The sequence below is a fragment of the Citrobacter sp. CF971 genome (assembly GCF_006385635.1).
In the GTDB taxonomy this organism is placed as follows: Bacteria; Pseudomonadota; Gammaproteobacteria; order Enterobacterales; family Enterobacteriaceae; genus Citrobacter; species Citrobacter freundii.
Genome location: NZ_CP041051.1, coordinates 4,078,910 through 4,096,230, shown reverse-complemented (window position 1 = coordinate 4,096,230; position 17,321 = coordinate 4,078,910). Strand labels below are relative to the sequence as shown.

Annotated in this window: 16 protein-coding genes and 1 other RNA gene; 9 read left to right on the top strand and 8 right to left on the bottom strand. The window is 54.1% G+C overall.

The annotated features are described in order from the left end of the window. Positions 1–35: 35 nt before the first annotated feature. The 4 genes from E6P06_RS23305 to E6P06_RS23290 all read left to right on the top strand — a co-directional run bounded on the left by E6P06_RS23305 (position 36) and on the right by E6P06_RS23290 (position 3,542). A complete protein-coding gene (locus E6P06_RS23305) occupies positions 36–896 on the top strand; it encodes a small-conductance mechanosensitive channel MscS (protein ID WP_032937416.1) in 861 nt (286 codons plus the stop codon). A 150-nt stretch (positions 897–1,046) separates the two neighbouring features. Then, the gene (gene argO / locus E6P06_RS23300; RefSeq protein WP_139935917.1) at positions 1,047–1,682 is read left to right on the top strand and encodes an arginine exporter ArgO; all 636 of its coding nucleotides are present in this window, start codon (positions 1,047–1,049) and stop codon (positions 1,680–1,682) included. A 93-nt stretch (positions 1,683–1,775) separates the two neighbouring features. After that, positions 1,776–2,522 carry an oxidative stress defense protein gene (locus E6P06_RS23295; RefSeq protein WP_003027002.1) on the top strand — a complete coding sequence of 249 codons (747 nt, stop codon included), beginning with the start codon at positions 1,776–1,778 and terminating at the stop codon, positions 2,520–2,522. Between the two features lie 123 nt (positions 2,523–2,645). After that, the gene (locus E6P06_RS23290) at positions 2,646–3,542 is read left to right on the top strand and encodes a LysR family transcriptional regulator (protein ID WP_003026999.1); all 897 of its coding nucleotides are present in this window, start codon (positions 2,646–2,648) and stop codon (positions 3,540–3,542) included. Here E6P06_RS23290 and E6P06_RS23285 read toward each other — a convergent pair. The 5 genes from E6P06_RS23285 to argP all read right to left on the bottom strand — a co-directional run bounded on the left by E6P06_RS23285 (position 3,539) and on the right by argP (position 10,084). After that, positions 3,539–5,005, bottom strand: coding sequence for an acetyl-CoA hydrolase/transferase family protein (locus E6P06_RS23285; protein ID WP_016150958.1), 1,467 nt, complete (start codon positions 5,003–5,005; stop codon positions 3,539–3,541). The two genes, E6P06_RS23290 and E6P06_RS23285, sit on opposite strands and share 4 nt — an antisense overlap. A gap of 24 nt (positions 5,006–5,029) precedes the next feature. After that, complete coding sequence (gene scpB / locus E6P06_RS23280) at positions 5,030–5,815, bottom strand: methylmalonyl-CoA decarboxylase (protein WP_003026994.1); 786 nt, start codon at positions 5,813–5,815, stop codon at positions 5,030–5,032. 10 nt (positions 5,816–5,825) lie between these two features. Then, positions 5,826–6,821 (bottom strand): methylmalonyl Co-A mutase-associated GTPase MeaB, encoded by a 996-nt coding sequence (gene meaB, locus E6P06_RS23275; protein ID WP_058842378.1) that lies wholly within the window; start codon positions 6,819–6,821, stop codon positions 5,826–5,828. Then, entirely contained in the window at positions 6,814–8,958 is a 2,145-nt protein-coding gene (scpA, locus tag E6P06_RS23270; protein ID WP_139935777.1) for a methylmalonyl-CoA mutase, read from the bottom strand. The genes meaB and scpA overlap by 8 nt, the downstream gene beginning before the upstream one ends. 232 nt (positions 8,959–9,190) lie before the next feature. Then, positions 9,191–10,084, bottom strand: coding sequence for a DNA-binding transcriptional regulator ArgP (gene argP, locus E6P06_RS23265; protein ID WP_003026988.1), 894 nt, complete (start codon positions 10,082–10,084; stop codon positions 9,191–9,193). Positions 10,085–10,254: 170 nt separating this feature from the next. On the opposite strand from argP, the gene rpiA reads away from it, so the two are divergent. Together rpiA and serA are read left to right on the top strand one after the other, a co-directional pair. Further along, entirely contained in the window at positions 10,255–10,914 is a 660-nt protein-coding gene (rpiA, locus tag E6P06_RS23260; RefSeq protein ID WP_003026986.1) for a ribose-5-phosphate isomerase RpiA, read from the top strand. Between the two features lie 271 nt (positions 10,915–11,185). Next, complete coding sequence (gene serA / locus E6P06_RS23255) at positions 11,186–12,418, top strand: phosphoglycerate dehydrogenase (RefSeq protein ID WP_003026984.1); 1,233 nt, start codon at positions 11,186–11,188, stop codon at positions 12,416–12,418. 379 nt (positions 12,419–12,797) lie between these two features. Here the strand turns inward: serA and E6P06_RS23250 are convergent, their stop codons facing one another. The 3 genes from E6P06_RS23250 to zapA form a co-directional block, all read right to left on the bottom strand. Beyond that, positions 12,798–13,394 carry a 5-formyltetrahydrofolate cyclo-ligase gene (locus E6P06_RS23250; protein ID WP_046670315.1) on the bottom strand — a complete coding sequence of 199 codons (597 nt, stop codon included), beginning with the start codon at positions 13,392–13,394 and terminating at the stop codon, positions 12,798–12,800. Between the two features lie 19 nt (positions 13,395–13,413). After that, positions 13,414–13,597, bottom strand: a non-coding RNA gene (gene ssrS, locus E6P06_RS23245) — 6S RNA. 41 nt (positions 13,598–13,638) lie between these two features. After that, positions 13,639–13,968: a cell division protein ZapA gene (gene zapA, locus E6P06_RS23240; RefSeq protein WP_003026980.1), complete on the bottom strand. Its 330-nt coding sequence runs from the start codon at positions 13,966–13,968 to the stop codon at positions 13,639–13,641. A 167-nt stretch (positions 13,969–14,135) separates the two neighbouring features. Between zapA and E6P06_RS23235 the strand changes: the two genes are divergently transcribed. The 3 genes from E6P06_RS23235 to ubiH are packed head-to-tail and all read left to right on the top strand — an operon-like array spanning position 14,136 to position 17,239. Continuing rightward, positions 14,136–14,714 (top strand): YecA family protein, encoded by a 579-nt coding sequence (locus tag E6P06_RS23235; RefSeq protein ID WP_003026978.1) that lies wholly within the window; start codon positions 14,136–14,138, stop codon positions 14,712–14,714. 24 nt (positions 14,715–14,738) lie between these two features. Further along, positions 14,739–16,064: a Xaa-Pro aminopeptidase gene (gene pepP, locus E6P06_RS23230; protein ID WP_139935776.1), complete on the top strand. Its 1,326-nt coding sequence runs from the start codon at positions 14,739–14,741 to the stop codon at positions 16,062–16,064. Next, positions 16,061–17,239, top strand: coding sequence for a 2-octaprenyl-6-methoxyphenyl hydroxylase (gene ubiH, locus E6P06_RS23225; RefSeq protein WP_049001579.1), 1,179 nt, complete (start codon positions 16,061–16,063; stop codon positions 17,237–17,239). The genes pepP and ubiH overlap by 4 nt, the downstream gene beginning before the upstream one ends. The last annotated feature ends 82 nt before the right edge of the window (positions 17,240–17,321 follow it).

Here is a 17,321-nt window from a genome sequence, read left to right as displayed (position 1 = left end):
TTCTCCCGTTTGGGTAAGCAAAAAAGGAATATTGAATGGAAGATTTGAATGTTGTCGACAGCATAAACGGTGCGGGCACCTGGCTGGTGCGCAACCAGGAACTGCTGTTGAGCTATGCCGTCAACATCGTTGCGGCCATCGCGATTGTCATTATCGGTATGATCGTGGCGCGCATTGTATCAAATACCGTTAACCGCCTGATGCTGGCGCGTAAAATTGATGCCACTGTTGCCGACTTCCTCTCTGCACTGGTGCGTTACGGTATTATCGCTTTCACGCTGATTGCCGCTCTGGGCCGTGTTGGGGTGCAAACAGCCTCCGTGATCGCCGTTCTCGGTGCCGCAGGTTTAGCCGTCGGTCTGGCGCTGCAAGGTTCGCTGTCCAACCTCGCCGCAGGTGTCCTGCTGGTAATGTTCCGTCCGTTCCGTGCGGGTGAGTATGTCGATCTCGGCGGCGTGGCTGGAACCGTGCTCAACGTGCAGATTTTCTCCACCACCATGCGTACCGTGGATGGCAAGATTGTTGTGATCCCAAACGGCAAAATCATCGCCGGGAACATCATTAACTTCTCTCGTGAACCGGTTCGACGTAACGAATTTATTATCGGTGTGGCTTACGACTCCGATATCGATCTGGTGAAAAAAATCCTCACCGATATCATTCAGTCGGAAGATCGCATTCTTAAAGACCGTGAAATGACGGTGCGCCTGAATGAGCTGGGGGCTTCCTCAATTAATTTTGTGGTACGCGTCTGGAGCAACAGCAGCGACCTGCAAAGCGTCTACTGGGACGTACTGGAGCGTATTAAGCGCGAGTTCGATGCCAACGGCATCAGCTTCCCTTATCCGCAGATGGATGTGAACTTCAAGCGTGTGAAAGAGCGCGCGGCAGAGTAATTACGCGCCCGGAGGCGCTTTTGCTTTCCGGGCCGATAAGAACTATCTTTCCATTAATTTCCCTAATCTACGATTAAAATTATCCATTTCCGCTAATGTTTTCCCCGCGCTATAGTCTGCTCCTAAGAGAAACAGTTCGGGATGATTAACGTGTTATCGTATTACTTTCAAGGGCTTGTACTTGGTGCGGCCATGATTCTTCCGCTTGGTCCGCAAAACGCCTTCGTGATGAACCAGGGCATTCGCCGCCAGTATCACATCATGATTGCTTTACTCTGTGCTATCAGCGATTTAGTGCTGATTTGTGCGGGGATCTTTGGCGGTAGCGCCTTGCTGATGCAGTCACCATGGCTGATGGCGCTGGTCACCTGGGGTGGGGTGGCTTTTTTACTCTGGTACGGTTTCGGGGCGTTAAAAACGGCGATGAGCAGTAGCCTGGAACTGGCCAGTGCCGAGGTGATGAAGCAGGGGCGCTGGAAAATCATTGCTACTATGCTGGCGGTGACATGGCTCAATCCCCATGTTTACCTGGATACCTTTGTGGTGCTGGGGAGTCTGGGGGGGCAACTGGACGTTGAGCCGAAGCGCTGGTTTGCGCTGGGAACCGTCAGCGCTTCGTTCCTGTGGTTTTTCGGTCTGGCATTGTTGGCGGCCTGGCTGGCTCCGCGTCTGCGCACTGCTAAAGCGCAGCGCATCATCAATACGCTGGTAGGATTAGTGATGTGGTTTATTGCTTTTCAACTGGCAAAAGAAGGTGTTGCGCACGTTCATGCGTTGTTCAACTAAGTGTTGTCTGATGGACAACGCAGCGAGATCGTCTAAGCTTGCCTGCATGTGCCCTGAGTTTCGGGGTAATTGTTGAAACATGGAGGAACGACCGTGAAGTTCAAAATAATGGCCCTGGCGGCATTAGTCGGATTCAGCGCACTATCGGTACAGGCAAATGAGCTGCCAAATGGACCGCACATCGTGACTTCCGGAACAGCAAGCGTGGATGCGACACCAGACATCGCTACGCTGGCAATTGAAGTGAACGTTGCTGCCAAGGATGCGGCTTCAGCGAAGAAGCAGGCCGATGAGCGCGTGGCGCAATATCTGTCCTTCCTTGAACAGAACCAGATAGCGAAGAAAGACATTAGCGCTGCAAACCTGCGTACCCAGCCGGATTACGACTACCAGAACGGTAAAAGTATCCTCAAAGGGTATCGTGCGGTGCGCACCGTTGAAGTCACGCTGCGCCAGCTGGACAAACTTAACGCTCTGCTCGATGGCGCGCTGAAGGCTGGTCTGAATGAGATCCGTTCGGTATCGCTTGGTGTTGCCCAACCGGATGCTTACAAAGATAAAGCGCGTAAAGCGGCAATTGATGATGCTATTCATCAGGCAGAGCAACTGGCTGCGGGCTTCAATAGCAAACTTGGCCCGGTGTACAGCGTGCGCTACCACGTTTCCAATTATCAGCCGAGCCCGATGGTACGGATGATGAAAGCCGATGCCGCACCTGCTGCTTCTGCTCAGGAAACCTACGAACAGCCGGTTATTCAGTTTGACGATCAGGTTGATGTCGTCTTCCAGATTGAGCCGACGGCGGGGCAACCAGCCGCAACGCCAGCCAAAACTCAGTAATTGTTGCAGACCCGGCTTTCCAGCCGGGTTTTTTCTGTGAGCAACTGTAAAAATGAGACTTCACATCCGGTCTTTTTTTTCGCCGTAATGAGGATAGGCCATAGCGATTTTTAAGGGGACGCTATGGATATTTTTATCTCGAAAAAGATGCGTAATTTCATTCTGCTGGCGCAAACCAATAACATCGCCAGAGCGGCAGAAAAAATACATATGACCGCATCGCCCTTCGGTAAAAGCATTGCTGCACTGGAAGATCAAATCGGTTATACGCTGTTTACCCGCAAAGATAACAACATCAGCCTGAATAAAGCAGGACAAGAGCTGTATCAGAAGCTATTTCCCGTTTATCAGCGTCTCTCTGCCATTGATAACGAAATCCATAACGCCTCTCGCCGCTCGCGGGAAATCGTTATCGGCATCGACAATACCTACCCGACGATTATTTTTGACCAGTTGATTAGCCTTGGTGACAAGTATGACGGTGTGACGGCTCAGGCCGTTGAATTCAGTGAGAATGGGGTGATTGATAACCTGTTTGATCGCAAACTGGATTTTATTATCTCGCCGCAGCACGTTTCCCCCCGCGTGCAGGAGCTGGAAAATCTGGCGATCAGCGAACTGCCTCCGCTGCGTCTGGGGTTTCTCGTTTCCCGGCGCTATGAAGAAAAACAGCCGCAGGATCTGCTGCGCGAGCTGCCCTGGCTGCAAATGCGCTTCCAGAATCGCGCCAACTTTGAGGCGATGCTGGATGCATACATGCGACCCTGCGGGATCAACCCGACGATTATCTATCGTCCGTACAGCTTTATGGCGAAGATTAGCGCGGTGGAGCGCGGGCAGTTTTTGACGGTGATCCCTCACTTCGCCTGGCGGCTGGTGAACCCGTCGACACTGAAATATTTCGACGCGCCCGGCAGCCCCATGTATATGCAGGAGTTTCTCTATTCGCTGAAAAATCATCGCTATACCGCCACCATGCTCCAGCATATTGCTGAAGATCGTGACGGTAGTGCAAGTTAACCTAGCATCGAGCCTGTTTCGAGAAGGTTGCGATGCAGATCGAACGCATGGCTGAGATCGTGATGGATATGCCCGCCGGGCGCTTTTTCCAGATAGCGGTGCAAGTAATCTCTGTAAAGCGGATGCGCACAGTTATTGATAATCGTGTGCGCCCGCTGCATCGGAGATAACCCACGCAGATCGGCAATCCCTTGTTCGGTCACGATCACTTTAACGCTATGTTCGCTGTGGTCGACATGGCTGCACATCGGTACGATGGTTGAGATTTTCCCGCCTTTGGCAATCGACGGCGCCATAAAGATAGACAGGTAGGCGTTGCGCTCGAAGTCCCCGCTGCCGCCGATGCCATTCATCAGGTTCACCCCCGCAACGTGCGTGGAATTGGCATGACCGTAGATATCAAACTCCAGACCGACGTTGAGCGCAATAACCCCCAGCCGACGAATGATTTCCGGGTTATTGGAGATCTCTTGCGGGCGCAACACAATCCGGCTGGCGAAGAAGTCCATGTTGTCGTAAATCTTCTGTAGCGACGGGGCTGAAATGGTCAGGCTGGAGGCGCTGGCACCGGTTATCTTGCCCGTTTCCAGCAGATGCACCACCGACTCCTGCAACACCTCCGAATACATCATAAAGGGCGGGATATCCGGGTTCTCGCCCAGTCGAGCCATTACCGCGTTGTTGATATTGCCCACCCCGCTTTGTAAGGGCAGAAACTCAGCTGGAATGCGTTTGTGCGCCATTTCTGCCAGCAGAAAAGAGACTACGTTATCGGCAATTTGTTGGCTGACCGGATTGGTTTTATCCGATGCATTTCCTGCATCGGGCAGTTCGGTATCTACCACCGCAACCACCTTTTTGGGGTCTATCTGTACGCACTGACTGCCTACGCGATCCATGGTATGAAAAATGGGTACGCTGTTACGCCGCGGCGGCGCACCGGGTATCACGATGTCGGCAAACTCCGCCACACGCGGATTATGGTAATGATTCAATTCAATGATCACTTTTTTCGCCCGCAGCAGCCAGGTGGGGGCATTACCGATACCGCTGGACAGCCAAATCCGGCCATCCGGCGCGATGGCTGAGGCTTCAATGACGGCAACATCGATCTCGCCAAAAAAGCCGTAATTAACCATTTGCGCCACTTCGCTCAAATGGAGATCGACAAACCTCACCTGGCCCTGATTAATTTTGTCGCGCAGGCCCGATGACGTTTGATAAGGCGCACGCCAGGAAACGGCATCCGCCGCGGATAGTACGTCATCAGCGGCGGCGCCAATTGATGCTCCGGTCAGCAGGCGGATCTGAAAAGGCTGTCCGTTCTGATGCTGTTCGCAGGCACGTTGGGCAATTGCGGTGGGTAACGCTTTTGGCGAACCCGCGGGGGTAAAGCCGCTAAACGCCACCATATCATCGTGCTGGATAATTTCTGCCGCCTGTTCGGCGCTCATCCGTTTCATGGCCGTCTCCTTCCTCAGACGTGATTAATGGCCGACAAAATTAGGTTTACGTTTTTCCATAAACGCGTTCATCCCTTCCTGATAATCCTCGCTGTCGTACACCGCGCGGCGCATGCCCTGAATGCGCTCGAACTCATCGGAATTCATGGTGTGCGCTTCACCCAGCACGCGCAGCTCTTCTTTAATGACGGCGATCGCCAGCGGCGCTTTCTCCGAGATGTGGTGCGCCATTTGCAGAGTGAAATCCTCCAGTTCGTCTACAGGAACCACATGGTTGAGGATCCCGACGGCCATCGCACGCTGAGCGGTAATCGGTGAGGCGGTAAAGATCAGCTCTTTCACGATGTGAAAACCGGCGTCGCGAGTCAGGTTGTGGATGCCGACCAGGTTATACGGCACGCCGAGGTTGACCGGGGTCATCGAGAAGGTGGATGTTTCAGCGGCGATGATCAGATCGGAACTCATGATCATCTCAAATGCGCCGCCCCAGACGCTGCCTTCAACCATAGAGATCACCGGTTTTGGATATTTTTGGATCATGCGGGTTATCTGACGCAGCGGATCGTCATAGGAGAGCGGATCGCGACGTCCGGTCGGGAGTTCATGAATATCATGCCCGGCGGAGAAAACTTTGGCTCCACTCGGAGCGCGCAGAATGATGCAGCGAATGTCCGCACGATTGAGATCGCTCAGCGCCTGCATCAGATCGTCAATAAACACTTTACTCAGGGCATTGAGCTTGCGGGCGTAATTGAACTCAATAACCGCGACTTTCTGGATGATGACCACGTTGACGTATTGATAAGACATAATGTTCTCTTTATTGAAAGTAATGATGCTGGATAAATTCGCTGATGTGCCGCAGACCGGTGCGCGGCGACAGATCGTTATTTTTGACAGCCTGTAGCGTCTGCTGGAAATAGCGGTCGAAATCAGTCCGCGCAAACAGCAGATGTAGGGCTTCTTCTTCAGCCTGCTGGTGTAACCAGTCCACCGCCTGCTGCTGGCGGACTTTTTCCAGTCGACCGCTGGCAGTAAGGCACGTTTTAAAGTCGGTTATCGCCTGCCAGACCTCCTCAATACCGCGTTTTTCCAGAGCGCTACAGGTCAGAACCAGCGGCTGCCACTCGTCATATTTACGGCGCAGAATATGCAGGGCGGATTCGTACATATGGCGGGCGATGGCCACGCTGGCATGGTTCTCACCGTCGTCCTTGTTGATGACGACCAGATCCGCCATTTCCATCAGACCTTTCTTGATGCCTTGCAAATCGTCGCCACCGCCAGCGATTTGCAGGGAGATAAAGCAATCCACCATGCCTGCGACTTCGGTTTCTGACTGCCCAACGCCGACGGTTTCTACAATCACCACGTCAAAGCCAGCCGCCTCGCACAACAGCATTAATTCGCGGGCGCGCTGGCTGGCTCCGCCTAAATGACCGCTGGAAGGGACCGGGCGAATAAACGCATATTCGGCGCGAGACAGCTCCGTCATGCGGGTTTTATCGCCAAGAATGCTGCCGCCGCTGACCGGGCTGCTGGGATCGACGGCGATCACCGCCACCCGTAATCCGTGACGGATTAACAGCATGCCGAATGCTTCCAGAAAGGTGCTTTTGCCCGCGCCCGGCGTACCGGTTATCCCCAAACGCAGGGCGTTACCGGTGAACGGCATAATTGCGTCCAGCAACTGCGTACTCAGCGGCTGGTGGCGCGGGTGGCTGCTTTCGACCAGCGTCATCGCCTGGGCGAGCGTAGCCCGTTCGCCAAGTCGCAAGCGGCGGACGGTATCCTCAAGCGTGGCGGCGTTAATCATGATGCTGACTGATACGGGTTAACACATCGTGGACACTGTCGAGCATTGGCGTGCCGGGGCCATAAATGGCAGCCACACCATGCTCGTGCAGGAAGGCGTAATCCTGTGGCGGAATAATGCCTCCTGCTACCACGCAGATATCTTCACGCCCCCATTTTTTGAGCGCGGTAACCAGTTCCGGGATCAGCGTTTTATGACCTGCCGCCAGTGACGATGCGCCTATTACATGCACATCGTTTTCTACCGCCAGACGGGCGATCTCTTCTGGTGTGGAGAACATCGGACTGAGATCGACATCGAAGCCGAGATCGGAGTAGGCGCTGGCGATCACTTTCGCGCCGCGATCGTGACCATCCTGGCCCATCTTGGCGATCAGGATCCTCGGTCGGCGACCATTTTCCGCGAGGAACTGTTCGGTTTGCGCAACAATGGCGTCGAACTCATCGGCGGATTTGTCGGACTGGTGATAGCTTTGCGCAATCACGCCGGTGACGCACTGGCTGGGAACCAGATAGCGGTCAAAAGCGGTTTCCAGCGCGTCGGAGATCTCACCGAGCGTGGCGCGAACGCGGGCGGCGTTAACGGCGGCGGCCAGCAGATTTTCATTATGCTGCGCGGCGTGGGTCAGCGCCGCGAGTGCGGCATTGACGGCATCTGTGTCGCGAGTTGCGCGGATATGCTGCAACGAGGCAATTTGCTCGTTGCGCACCTTCACGTTGTCGATCTCCAGTACCGACGTTTCGTCTTCTTTATCCAGCTTGTACTTATTCACGCCGACGATAACGCGTTTACCCTGGTCGATCAGCGACTGCTCGCGCGCGGAAGCTTCTTCGATCATCCGTTTAGGGAGCCCGGCTTCGATCGCTTTCGCCATGCCGCCTGCCTCATCAATTTGTTTGATGATCGTGCGCGCTTGCTTCACGATTTGATCGGTGAGCGACTCGACGTAATACGATCCGGCCAGCGGATCGACGGTGCGGCAGATCTCTGACTCTTCCTGAATGATGATCTGTGTATTACGCGCGATGCGGGCGGAGAAATCGGTGGGTAGCCCGAGCGCCTCATCAAAGGCGTTGGTATGCAGAGACTGGGTGCCGCCAAGCGTAGCGCCGAGCGCTTCAATGGTCGTGCGGATCACGTTGTTGTAAGGATCCTGCTCGGTCAGACTCCAGCCGGAGGTCTGGCAGTGGGTACGCAGAGCGAGAGATTTCGGGTTGTTTGCGCCAAAACCGCTGACTGCTTCACTCCACAAATAGCGAGCCGCGCGCAGCATGGCTACGTTCATAAACAGATCCATGCCGATGCCGAAGAAGAATGACAGGCGCGGCGCGAAGTCATCAATTTTCAGCCCGGCAGACAGCGCGGCTTTGATGTACTCAATGCCGTCAGCCAGCGTAAACGCCACCTGCTGGACGCAGTTCGCCCCGGCTTCCCCCATGTGATAACCGCTGATACTGATGGTGTTATAGCGCGGCATATTGGCGGAACACCAGGCGATGATGTCGGCGATGATGCGCATTGAAGGTTTTGGCGGGTAAATGTAGGTGTTGCGGCACAGGTACTCTTTCAGAATATCGTTCTGAATGGTCCCGGTGAGTTGCTCCGGTGTTACGCCTTGTTCTTCTGCAGCGACGATATAAAACGCCAGTACCGGCAGCACCGCGCCGTTCATGGTCATTGATACCGACATCTTATCCAGCGGAATCTGGTCGAACAGCACCTTCATATCTTCTACAGTATCGATCGCCACGCCCGCTTTGCCGACGTCACCTGCCACGCGCGGGTTGTCAGAGTCATAGCCGCGATGGGTGGCAAGGTCAAAGGCGACGGAAAGTCCTTTTTGCCCGGCGGCGAGGTTGCGGCGGTAAAAGGCGTTGGACTCTTTGGCGGTAGAGAAACCAGCGTACTGGCGAATGGTCCATGGCTGCGCGGTATACATGGTGGCGCGCGGGCCACGCACGTAAGGCGGTAGGCCGGGAAGAGTGCCCGTGACTTCCAGATTATCGAGGTCCGCTTCAGTGTACAGCGGCTTGATGGCAATTCCTTCCGCCGTCTGTCTTTCCAGCGATTCGACGGTTTTTTCCCGTCGACTGAGTTCTTTATTAGCGAGTGTTTGCCACTCCTGCACGTTTGCCATTTTTTGCTCCGTATTACGCAATAAGTTGAATCTTTGCGGATACGGTGAGCTTTTTCATTTGGCTTGTCGCCAGCAAAAAATAGCCAACAGGGCGTCGTTTTTTGCCGCATGGCGTGTTTGATTTTGTGATTTATTTCAAAGACGTGGCGGGAATAGCATGAATAGAGGGTAAAGGCTTGTCGGCCGGATAAGGCGTTACGCCGCCATCCGGCACTCTGGAGCAATAAACGGTTTAATCCTGACGCAACACCTTGTGCCCGTATTCCAGCAGTGCGTCGGTAACGTTGCGCATCATGCGGCTTTCCGGCGCAAAGCGGTGCCAGTACAGCATCCGACGCTGGAACAGACCTGGCGTTAAGTCGATCAGCTCGCCGCTTTCCAGCTCTTTCTCAATCTGTAAGTGCGGGATCATGCAGCAGGTGGTGCCCTGACGCGCCAACTGGACGAAGGCTTCAGACGAGTTAACGATGTGGCACGGCACGCTGCCCGGCGGCAGGTCGAAGTTTTGTTGCAGGAACGCCTGATGCATATCATCAAGATGGTCAAACGCTACCGCCGGGGCTTTCAGCAGGGCGGAGCGGGTGACGCCGTTAGGGAAATAACGCTCGGCGAAAGGTTTGGAGCCAACAAACAGATAGTCCAGCGCGCCGAGTTTATCCACCAGACAGCTTGGCAGCGCCTGATGTTGGATACTCACCGCACCGACCACTTCACCACGACGCAGACGTTCCTGGGTGCGCGTTTCATCCTCAACCTGCAGATTCAGCCGAATCGGTGAATTGGCCAGTACCGGGGCTAACGCCGGAAGCAACCAGGTCGCCAGACTGTCGGCGTTCACTGCCAGTGAGAGCAGCAGCGGCGTCGATCCGGTTTGTTCATCACCCAGCCACTCGTCTTCCAGCAGTTCAACCTGACGCAAAAGCGCCAGTAGTTTCTGCCCCTGTTCGGTTGGGCGTGGTGGTACGGTACGCACCAGCAGCGGTTGTCCGAACATATTCTCAAGCTGTTTTATGCGCTGTGAAACCGCGGATTGCGTGATGCACAGCTTTTGCGCCGCGCGCTCAAATCCTCGTTCACGAATAACCGCATCCAGTGCTTGTAGTGTTCTGTAGTCCGGACGTTTCATTGCTTTGACGCACTCCTGAAAATTTTGCTTGTTCTGCACTATGACACAAATTTAGGTTGGGTAAAGACGAAATCCGCCGCTTGCGAGCGGGTGTGGGGACATTTTTCTGCACAATGTTCTATAATGCGCGTGAATTTTCCCACCATATTCACACCACAGGCGAAACGATCATGACGCAGGATGAACTGAAAAAAGCAGTAGGATGGGCGGCACTTCAGTATGTACAGCCCGGTACCATTGTGGGCGTAGGTACAGGTTCAACAGCCGCACACTTTATTGACGCGCTGGGCACAATGAAAGGTCAGATTGAAGGTGCGGTATCCAGTTCGGACGCTTCAACCGAAAAACTCAAAAGCCTTGGCATCCACGTGTTCGATCTTAACGAAGTTGATAGTCTCGGCGTATACGTTGATGGCGCGGATGAAATCAACGGCCATATGCAGATGATCAAGGGCGGCGGTGCAGCGTTGACCCGTGAAAAAATCATTGCTTCCGTGGCGAAGAAATTTATCTGCATCGCGGATGCGTCCAAAGAAGTCGACATTCTCGGCAACTTCCCGCTGCCGGTTGAAGTCATCCCAATGGCGCGCAGCGCTGTGGCTCGCCAGTTGGTGAAGCTGGGCGGTCGTCCTGAATACCGTCAGGGCGTAGTGACGGACAACGGCAACGTGATCCTTGATGTACACGGTCTGGAGATCCTTGACGCCGTGGCCATGGAAAACGCCATCAATGCGATTCCGGGCGTGGTAACCGTCGGTCTGTTTGCCAACCGTGGTGCGGATGTCGCGCTGATCGGTACCCCAGACGGCGTGAAAACTATCGTAAAATGATCTGATGGGAGTGTCTTCTCCCGTTAAAAAAATTTTGGCAGGGCAAATTTGGTGACTTGTGTCACGTTTATAATATTGTCCTGCCGATCTCTCCAAAGAAAAAGTTATCGCCAGTATTTTCCTCTGACATTTCTCTCTGAATGACATTTCTTCAGCACGGCGACGCAAACGTTCATATTGCCGCAATATTATTTTTTGATATGTTGAAGAGGCGGATGAAAATCCCACACACAACACATCAGTTTGAACAAAAAAAGACAGGGTCGGGGAAATGGCAAAGGTATCACTGGAGAAAGATAAGATTAAATTTCTGCTGGTAGAAGGCGTGCATCAAAAAGCACTCGAAAGCCTTCGTGCAGCAGGTTATACCAACATCGAGTTTCACAAAGGTGCTCTGGACACTGAACAACTGAAAGAGTCCATCCGTGATGCCCACTTCATTGGCCTGCGATCCCGTACCCATCTGACTGAAGATGTGATTGACGCCGCAGAGAAACTGGTCGCGATTGGCTGCTTCTGTATCGGCACCAACCAGGTTGATCTGACCGCTGCGGCAAAGCGCGGGATCCCCGTGTTTAACGCGCCATTCTCTAACACGCGTTCCGTTGCGGAACTGGTGATTGGCGAACTGCTTCTCCTGCTACGCGGTGTACCCGAAGCGAACGCCAAAGCACACCGCGGCGTGTGGAACAAACTGGCTACCGGCTCCTTTGAAGCGCGTGGCAAAAAACTGGGGATCATCGGCTACGGCCACATTGGTACTCAGCTAGGCATTCTGGCGGAATCGCTGGGGATGCATGTCTATTTCTATGATATAGAAAATAAACTCCCACTCGGCAACGCCACGCAGGTGCAGCATCTTTCCGACCTGCTCAATATGAGCGACGTGGTCAGTTTGCACGTACCGGAAAATGCCTCCACCAAAAATCTGATGGGCGCGCGTGAGATTGCGTTGATGAAACCAGGCGCGCTGCTGATTAACGCCGCACGTGGTACGGTTGTTGATATTCCTGCGCTGTGCGACGCGTTAGCGACCAAGCACCTGGCAGGGGCGGCAATCGACGTATTCCCAACCGAGCCGGCAACCAACAGCGATCCTTTCACTTCGCCGCTGTGTGATTTCGACAACGTGATCCTGACGCCGCACATTGGTGGTTCAACGCTGGAAGCGCAGGAAAACATCGGTCTGGAAGTGGCTGGGAAACTGACCAAGTATTCCGATAACGGCTCTACGCTGTCTGCAGTTAACTTCCCGGAAGTTTCGCTGCCGCTACACGGCGGTCGTCGTCTGATGCACATTCACGAAAACCGTCCGGGCGTACTGACCGCGCTGAACCAGATTTTTGCCGAGCAGGGCGTCAACATTGCCGCACAGTATCTGCAGACTTCCGCACAGGTAGGTTACGTGGTTATTGATATTGAAGCGGATGAAGATGTGGCAGAGAAAGCGTTGCTGGCGATGAAAGCCCTCCCGGGTACCATTCGTGCTCGTCTGCTGTACTGATTTCCTCTACATGGGCAGGCAGTTGACCTGCCCATCTTTCCTCTGATTTTCCTGCCTTACTATCTCTTTGTGTAACGCATGCATTCCGTTTTCGACCCTTGCCGCAATTGGTAATTAAAGGCTGCGCTCTGCGTTGTACATCAATAAAAGGAATTTACGATAGGGGCTCAGCATCGTGCTGAAACGGGAAAGCCCCAACCGAAGCAGGGGCTTTAAAAAGGAAAGGGACGATGATGAGATACGTCATCATGCTGCTGCTCCTGTTAATCATCGCTTCGCCAGCATATTAACAGAGAGTACGCAGGAGGGAGGTTCGCCTCCCTCACCCTTCACCGAGAAAGTTAGTTTAAAAAAACGGCGCTGTCAATCGACAAAAAAGTTACCATTCCCATACTTTTGATGGCGTCACCACCGCAGGCAGCGGGATATCCCATTCTTCAACAGGCAGCTTTTCTACTCGCTGACAATCGTGGGCGTAGCCTACGGGCTGGATCTTATGCTGCTGCCAGTTTTGTAGCGTGCGGTCATAAAATCCGCCGCCCATGCCCAGGCGTTGTCCATATTCATCAAACGCCACTAACGGCGTAATCAGTACATCCAGCTGTGACAGTGGTAATACGTCACGTACATCAAGTCGTGGTTCCTGGATCTTTAAGCGATTGGTTACCAGGTCGCTATGCGGATGATAGTGCAGGAACAGCAAATTACCGGCGCTGAAGGGATGAAGAACCGGAAGATAGACGCGCTTGCCCGCTCGCCACAGCTGATCTATTAGCGGCTGGGTATCGAGTTCGCCATCGAACGAGAGGAATACTGCCACCGTATGAGCGAGTACAACAGGGGGAAAGCTGAGCATTCGAGTCGCGGCTTGCTGACCGTATTGTCGTTGCTGTTCGGAGGTAAGCGCACGACGACGCTGCCGAATCAGTTGACGAATTTCTTGCCGGGATAAAGGGAGTTCAGAAAGTAATGTCATGGCTATTGCCAGGTAGAAGGGAATCTCCGAGATGCCGCCGCAGGCTGTAACCCTTGAACCCTTGGTTCAAGGTGAATGTGTCGTCACAGTTTTAAGGCTTCTCGGACGGGCCGAGCATGCTCACCAACCGTGGAGCGCCACATTCTTGTGGTATGAAATATCGGCTCAGGGGACTGGCCCGCTTGCAAACATCTCAGAGAAATTTTGTCTTCACGGTCACTCTACCACAGTAAACCGAAAAGTGTTATTCAAAGTTTTGGCCCGTTTTTTCGGTTATGCGACCCTGATCAAGCAACGCCTGTTCGATGGTCTGTTGTAGCATCCGAATACGTTGTTCCATGCTCGCCGCGTACTCACGCGTCTTCGCTTTTTCCTGAGTTAATTCATAGCTGATGTTCAACGCGGCGATGAAAACCAACTGCTCAGTATTTGTGACTCTAGTGCGAACTTTTAGATCTTGCAATCGCTGATTGAGATCGTCCGCAGCCTGATTCAACGCATCCCTTTGTTCAGGCGGGCAATTCACTCGCAGTGAACGGCCAAATATTTGGATATCGACGGGTTGTGCAGACATGCCACCTTCCTGCTGATTGACTGCGCTGCCTTCGTCTCCAGACCGTGGGTCCGCGAAGGGGCGACACTATAGCTACCCTGGTATCAAGATACAAGCCCTTTTCTGGTCCACCAGGGTCCAAAGTGGTAGCATACCATGAATATTCCTCCCTTTGATGACGAATGCTTATGTCTATACAGAACGAAATGCCTGGTTACAACGAAGTTAGCCAGTTTTTGAACCAACAAGGGGCTGGATTAACCCCGGCCGAAATGCACGGCTTGATAAGCGGAATGATTTGCGGTGGAAACAACGACAGTTCATGGCAGCCGCTGTTGCACGACCTGACGAACGAAGGTCTGGCCTTTGGTCACGAGCTGGCTCAGGCGCTGCTGAAAATGCACTCTGCCACCAGCGATGCCCTCGAAGACGACGGCTTCCTTTTTCAGCTTTATCTGCCTGAAGGGGATGACGTCAGCGTGTTCGATCGCGCCGATGCGCTGGCGGGATGGGTAAACCACTTTTTGCTGGGCCTTGGCGTCACGCAGCCGAAGCTCGACAAAGTAACCGGCGAAACCGGGGAAGCGATTGACGACCTGCGCAATATCGCGCAGTTAGGGTATGACGAAGACGAAGATCAGGAAGAGTTGGAAATGTCGCTCGAAGAGATCATCGAATACGTGCGCGTAGCCGCTTTGCTGTGTCATGACACGTTTACGCGTCAGCAGCCGACTGCGCCGGAAGTCCGTAAACCGACTCTGCACTAAGAACGAAACGCAAAGGAGAGTGTGATGAGCGAGATATCTCAGCAAGAATTCCAGCGTCGTCGCCAGGCTTTACTGGCACAAATGCAGCCCGCCAGCGCCGCGCTGATTTTTGCCGCGCCTGAAGCGACGCGCAGCGCGGACAGTGAATACCCGTACCGCCAAAGCAGTGATTTCTGGTACTTCACCGGTTTTAACGAACCTGAAGCCGTGCTGGTGCTGATTAAAAGCGATGACACTCATAACCATAGCGTTTTGTTCAATCGGGTTCGCGATCTGACGGCGGAGATCTGGTTTGGTCGCCGTCTGGGCCAGGATGCTGCCCCGGAAAAACTTGGCGTTGACCGGGCGCTGGCCTTCAGTGAAATCAACCAACAGCTGCACCTGTTGCTCAATGGCCTGGACGCGGTGTACCACGCACAGGGCGAATATGCCTGGGCCGACGAGATTGTGCACACGGCGCTGGATAAACTGCGTAAAGGCTCCAGACAAAATCTGCACGCACCTGCCGCGATTATCGACTGGCGTCCAATGGTGCATGAGATGCGCCTGTTCAAATCACCGGAAGAGATTGCGGTCATGCGTCGTGCCGGAGAAATCACGGCGCTGGCGCATACCCGTGCGATGGAAAAATGCCGTCCGGGAATGTTTGAATACCAGTTAGAAGGGGAGATTCACCACGAATTTACCCGCCATGGTGCGCGTTATCCGTCCTATAACACGATTGTCGGCAGCGGTGAAAACGGCTGTATCCTGCATTACACCGAAAATGAAAGTGAAATGTGCGATGGCGATTTGGTGCTGATCGACGCTGGCTGTGAATACAAAGGCTATGCGGGCGACATTACGCGTACCTTTCCGGTAAATGGCAAATTTACCCCAGCACAGCGTGAAATCTACGATATCGTGCTGGAATCCTTAGAAACCAGCCTGCGTCTGTATCGTCCCGGAACGTCCATTCAGGAAGTCACTGGTGAAGTGGTGCGCATCATGATTACGGGTCTGGTGAAACTCGGTATTTTGCACGGTGATGTCGATCAGTTGATTACCGAAAATGCACATCGCCCATTCTTTATGCATGGTCTAAGCCACTGGCTTGGGCTGGATGTGCACGACGTCGGCGTTTATGGTCAGGACCGCTCACGTATTCTTGAGCCGGGAATGGTGCTCACCGTCGAGCCGGGACTGTATATCGCGCCGGACGCCGATGTACCGCCGGCTTATCGTGGTATCGGCATTCGTATTGAGGATGACATCCTCATCACCGAGGACGGCAATGAAAACCTGACCGCCAGCGTAGTGAAGAAAGCGGATGACATTGAAGCATTAATGGCTGCGGCGCGACTGCAATGAGCGTGATTATCGTTGGTGGTGGTATGGTTGGCGCGACGCTGGCGTTGGCCATTTCTCAGCTCAGCCATGGGACTCTGCCGGTTCATCTGATAGAAGCGAGCGAACCTGAAACTGACCGCCATCCCGGGTTTGATGCCAGGGCGATCGCTCTGGCGGCAGGAACCTGCCAACAACTGGCGCGAATTGGCGTATGGCAGGCGATTGCCGATTGCGCAACGGCCATTAAAACGGTTCACGTCAGCGATCGCGGTCATGCCGGATTTGTGACGCTGGATGCGCAGGAATACCGTATTCCGGCTCTGGGCCAGGTGGTAGAACTGCACGACGTCGGGCTGCGTCTGTTTGCGCTGCTGCGCAAAGCGCCGGGCGTCACATTGCACTGCCCCGATCGCGTAGCCAGCGTGTCGCGCACGCAGGAGCGCGTAGAAGTTACGCTGGAAAATGGCGAAATGATTGATGGTCGCCTGCTGGTGGCCGCCGACGGTACGCGCTCCGCACTGGCTACCGCCTGCGGTGTTGACTGGCTGCAACAGCCTTATGAGCAACTGGCGGTAATTGCCAACGTCACGACCTCTGTACCGCACGACGGGCGAGCGTTTGAACGCTTCACGCAATATGGTCCGCTGGCAATGCTGCCGATGTCTGACGGTCGCTGCTCGTTGGTGTGGTGCCATCCGCTGGAGCAGCGTGATGAGATTATGGCCTGGTCCGACGAACAGTTTTGCCGTGAACTACAAACCGCTTTTGGCTGGCGACTGGGACGTATTACCCAGGCCGGTAAACGCAGCGCCTACCCGCTTTCGTTAACTACAGCGCTGAAGGCGATTACCCATCGTACCGTGCTGGTAGGGAACGCCGCCCAGACGCTGCATCCCATTGCCGGGCAAGGTTTCAACCTGGGCCTGCGTGACGTAATGAGCCTGGCTGAGACGTTGACGCAGGCGGAAAACGGCGCGGAAGATGTGGGTGATTATGCGGTGCTGGCACGCTATCAGCAGCGCCGCGAAAGCGATCGTGATACGACGATTGGTGTGACCAATAATTTAGTGTATTTGTTTGCCAATCACTGGGCCCCGCTGGTTGTTGGGCGTAATGCCGGGCTGATGGCGATGGAATTATTCCCCCCTGCGCGCGATGCGCTGGCGGAGCGGACCCTGGGCTGGGTTGCGCGCTAAATATAATCTGTAGGCCGAATTAAAGAAGTAGGCCTGATAAGCGCAGCGCCATCAGGCAATGTCGCGGAATTGATGCCGGATG

Bases quoted from the DNA above. Each gene is read 5' to 3' on its own strand.
- argP (WP_003026988.1), bottom strand. From the start codon at position 10,084: ATGAAACGTCCGGACTACAGAACACTACAAGCACTGGATGCGGTTATT.
- E6P06_RS23250 (WP_046670315.1), bottom strand. From the start codon at position 13,394: ATGACATTACTTTCTGAACTCCCTTTATCCCGGCAAGAAATTCGTCAA.
- E6P06_RS23305 (WP_032937416.1), top strand. From the start codon at position 36: ATGGAAGATTTGAATGTTGTCGACAGCATAAACGGTGCGGGCACCTGG.
- pepP (WP_139935776.1), top strand. From the start codon at position 14,739: ATGAGCGAGATATCTCAGCAAGAATTCCAGCGTCGTCGCCAGGCTTTA.
- zapA (WP_003026980.1), bottom strand. From the start codon at position 13,968: ATGTCTGCACAACCCGTCGATATCCAAATATTTGGCCGTTCACTGCGA.
- E6P06_RS23285 (WP_016150958.1), bottom strand. From the start codon at position 5,005: ATGAAACGGATGAGCGCCGAACAGGCGGCAGAAATTATCCAGCACGAT.
- E6P06_RS23290 (WP_003026999.1), top strand. From the start codon at position 2,646: ATGGATATTTTTATCTCGAAAAAGATGCGTAATTTCATTCTGCTGGCG.
- meaB (WP_058842378.1), bottom strand. From the start codon at position 6,821: ATGATTAACGCCGCCACGCTTGAGGATACCGTCCGCCGCTTGCGACTT.
- rpiA (WP_003026986.1), top strand. From the start codon at position 10,255: ATGACGCAGGATGAACTGAAAAAAGCAGTAGGATGGGCGGCACTTCAG.
- scpB (WP_003026994.1), bottom strand. From the start codon at position 5,815: ATGTCTTATCAATACGTCAACGTGGTCATCATCCAGAAAGTCGCGGTT.
- E6P06_RS23235 (WP_003026978.1), top strand. From the start codon at position 14,136: ATGTCTATACAGAACGAAATGCCTGGTTACAACGAAGTTAGCCAGTTT.
- ubiH (WP_049001579.1), top strand. From the start codon at position 16,061: ATGAGCGTGATTATCGTTGGTGGTGGTATGGTTGGCGCGACGCTGGCG.
- scpA (WP_139935777.1), bottom strand. From the start codon at position 8,958: ATGGCAAACGTGCAGGAGTGGCAAACACTCGCTAATAAAGAACTCAGT.
- serA (WP_003026984.1), top strand. From the start codon at position 11,186: ATGGCAAAGGTATCACTGGAGAAAGATAAGATTAAATTTCTGCTGGTA.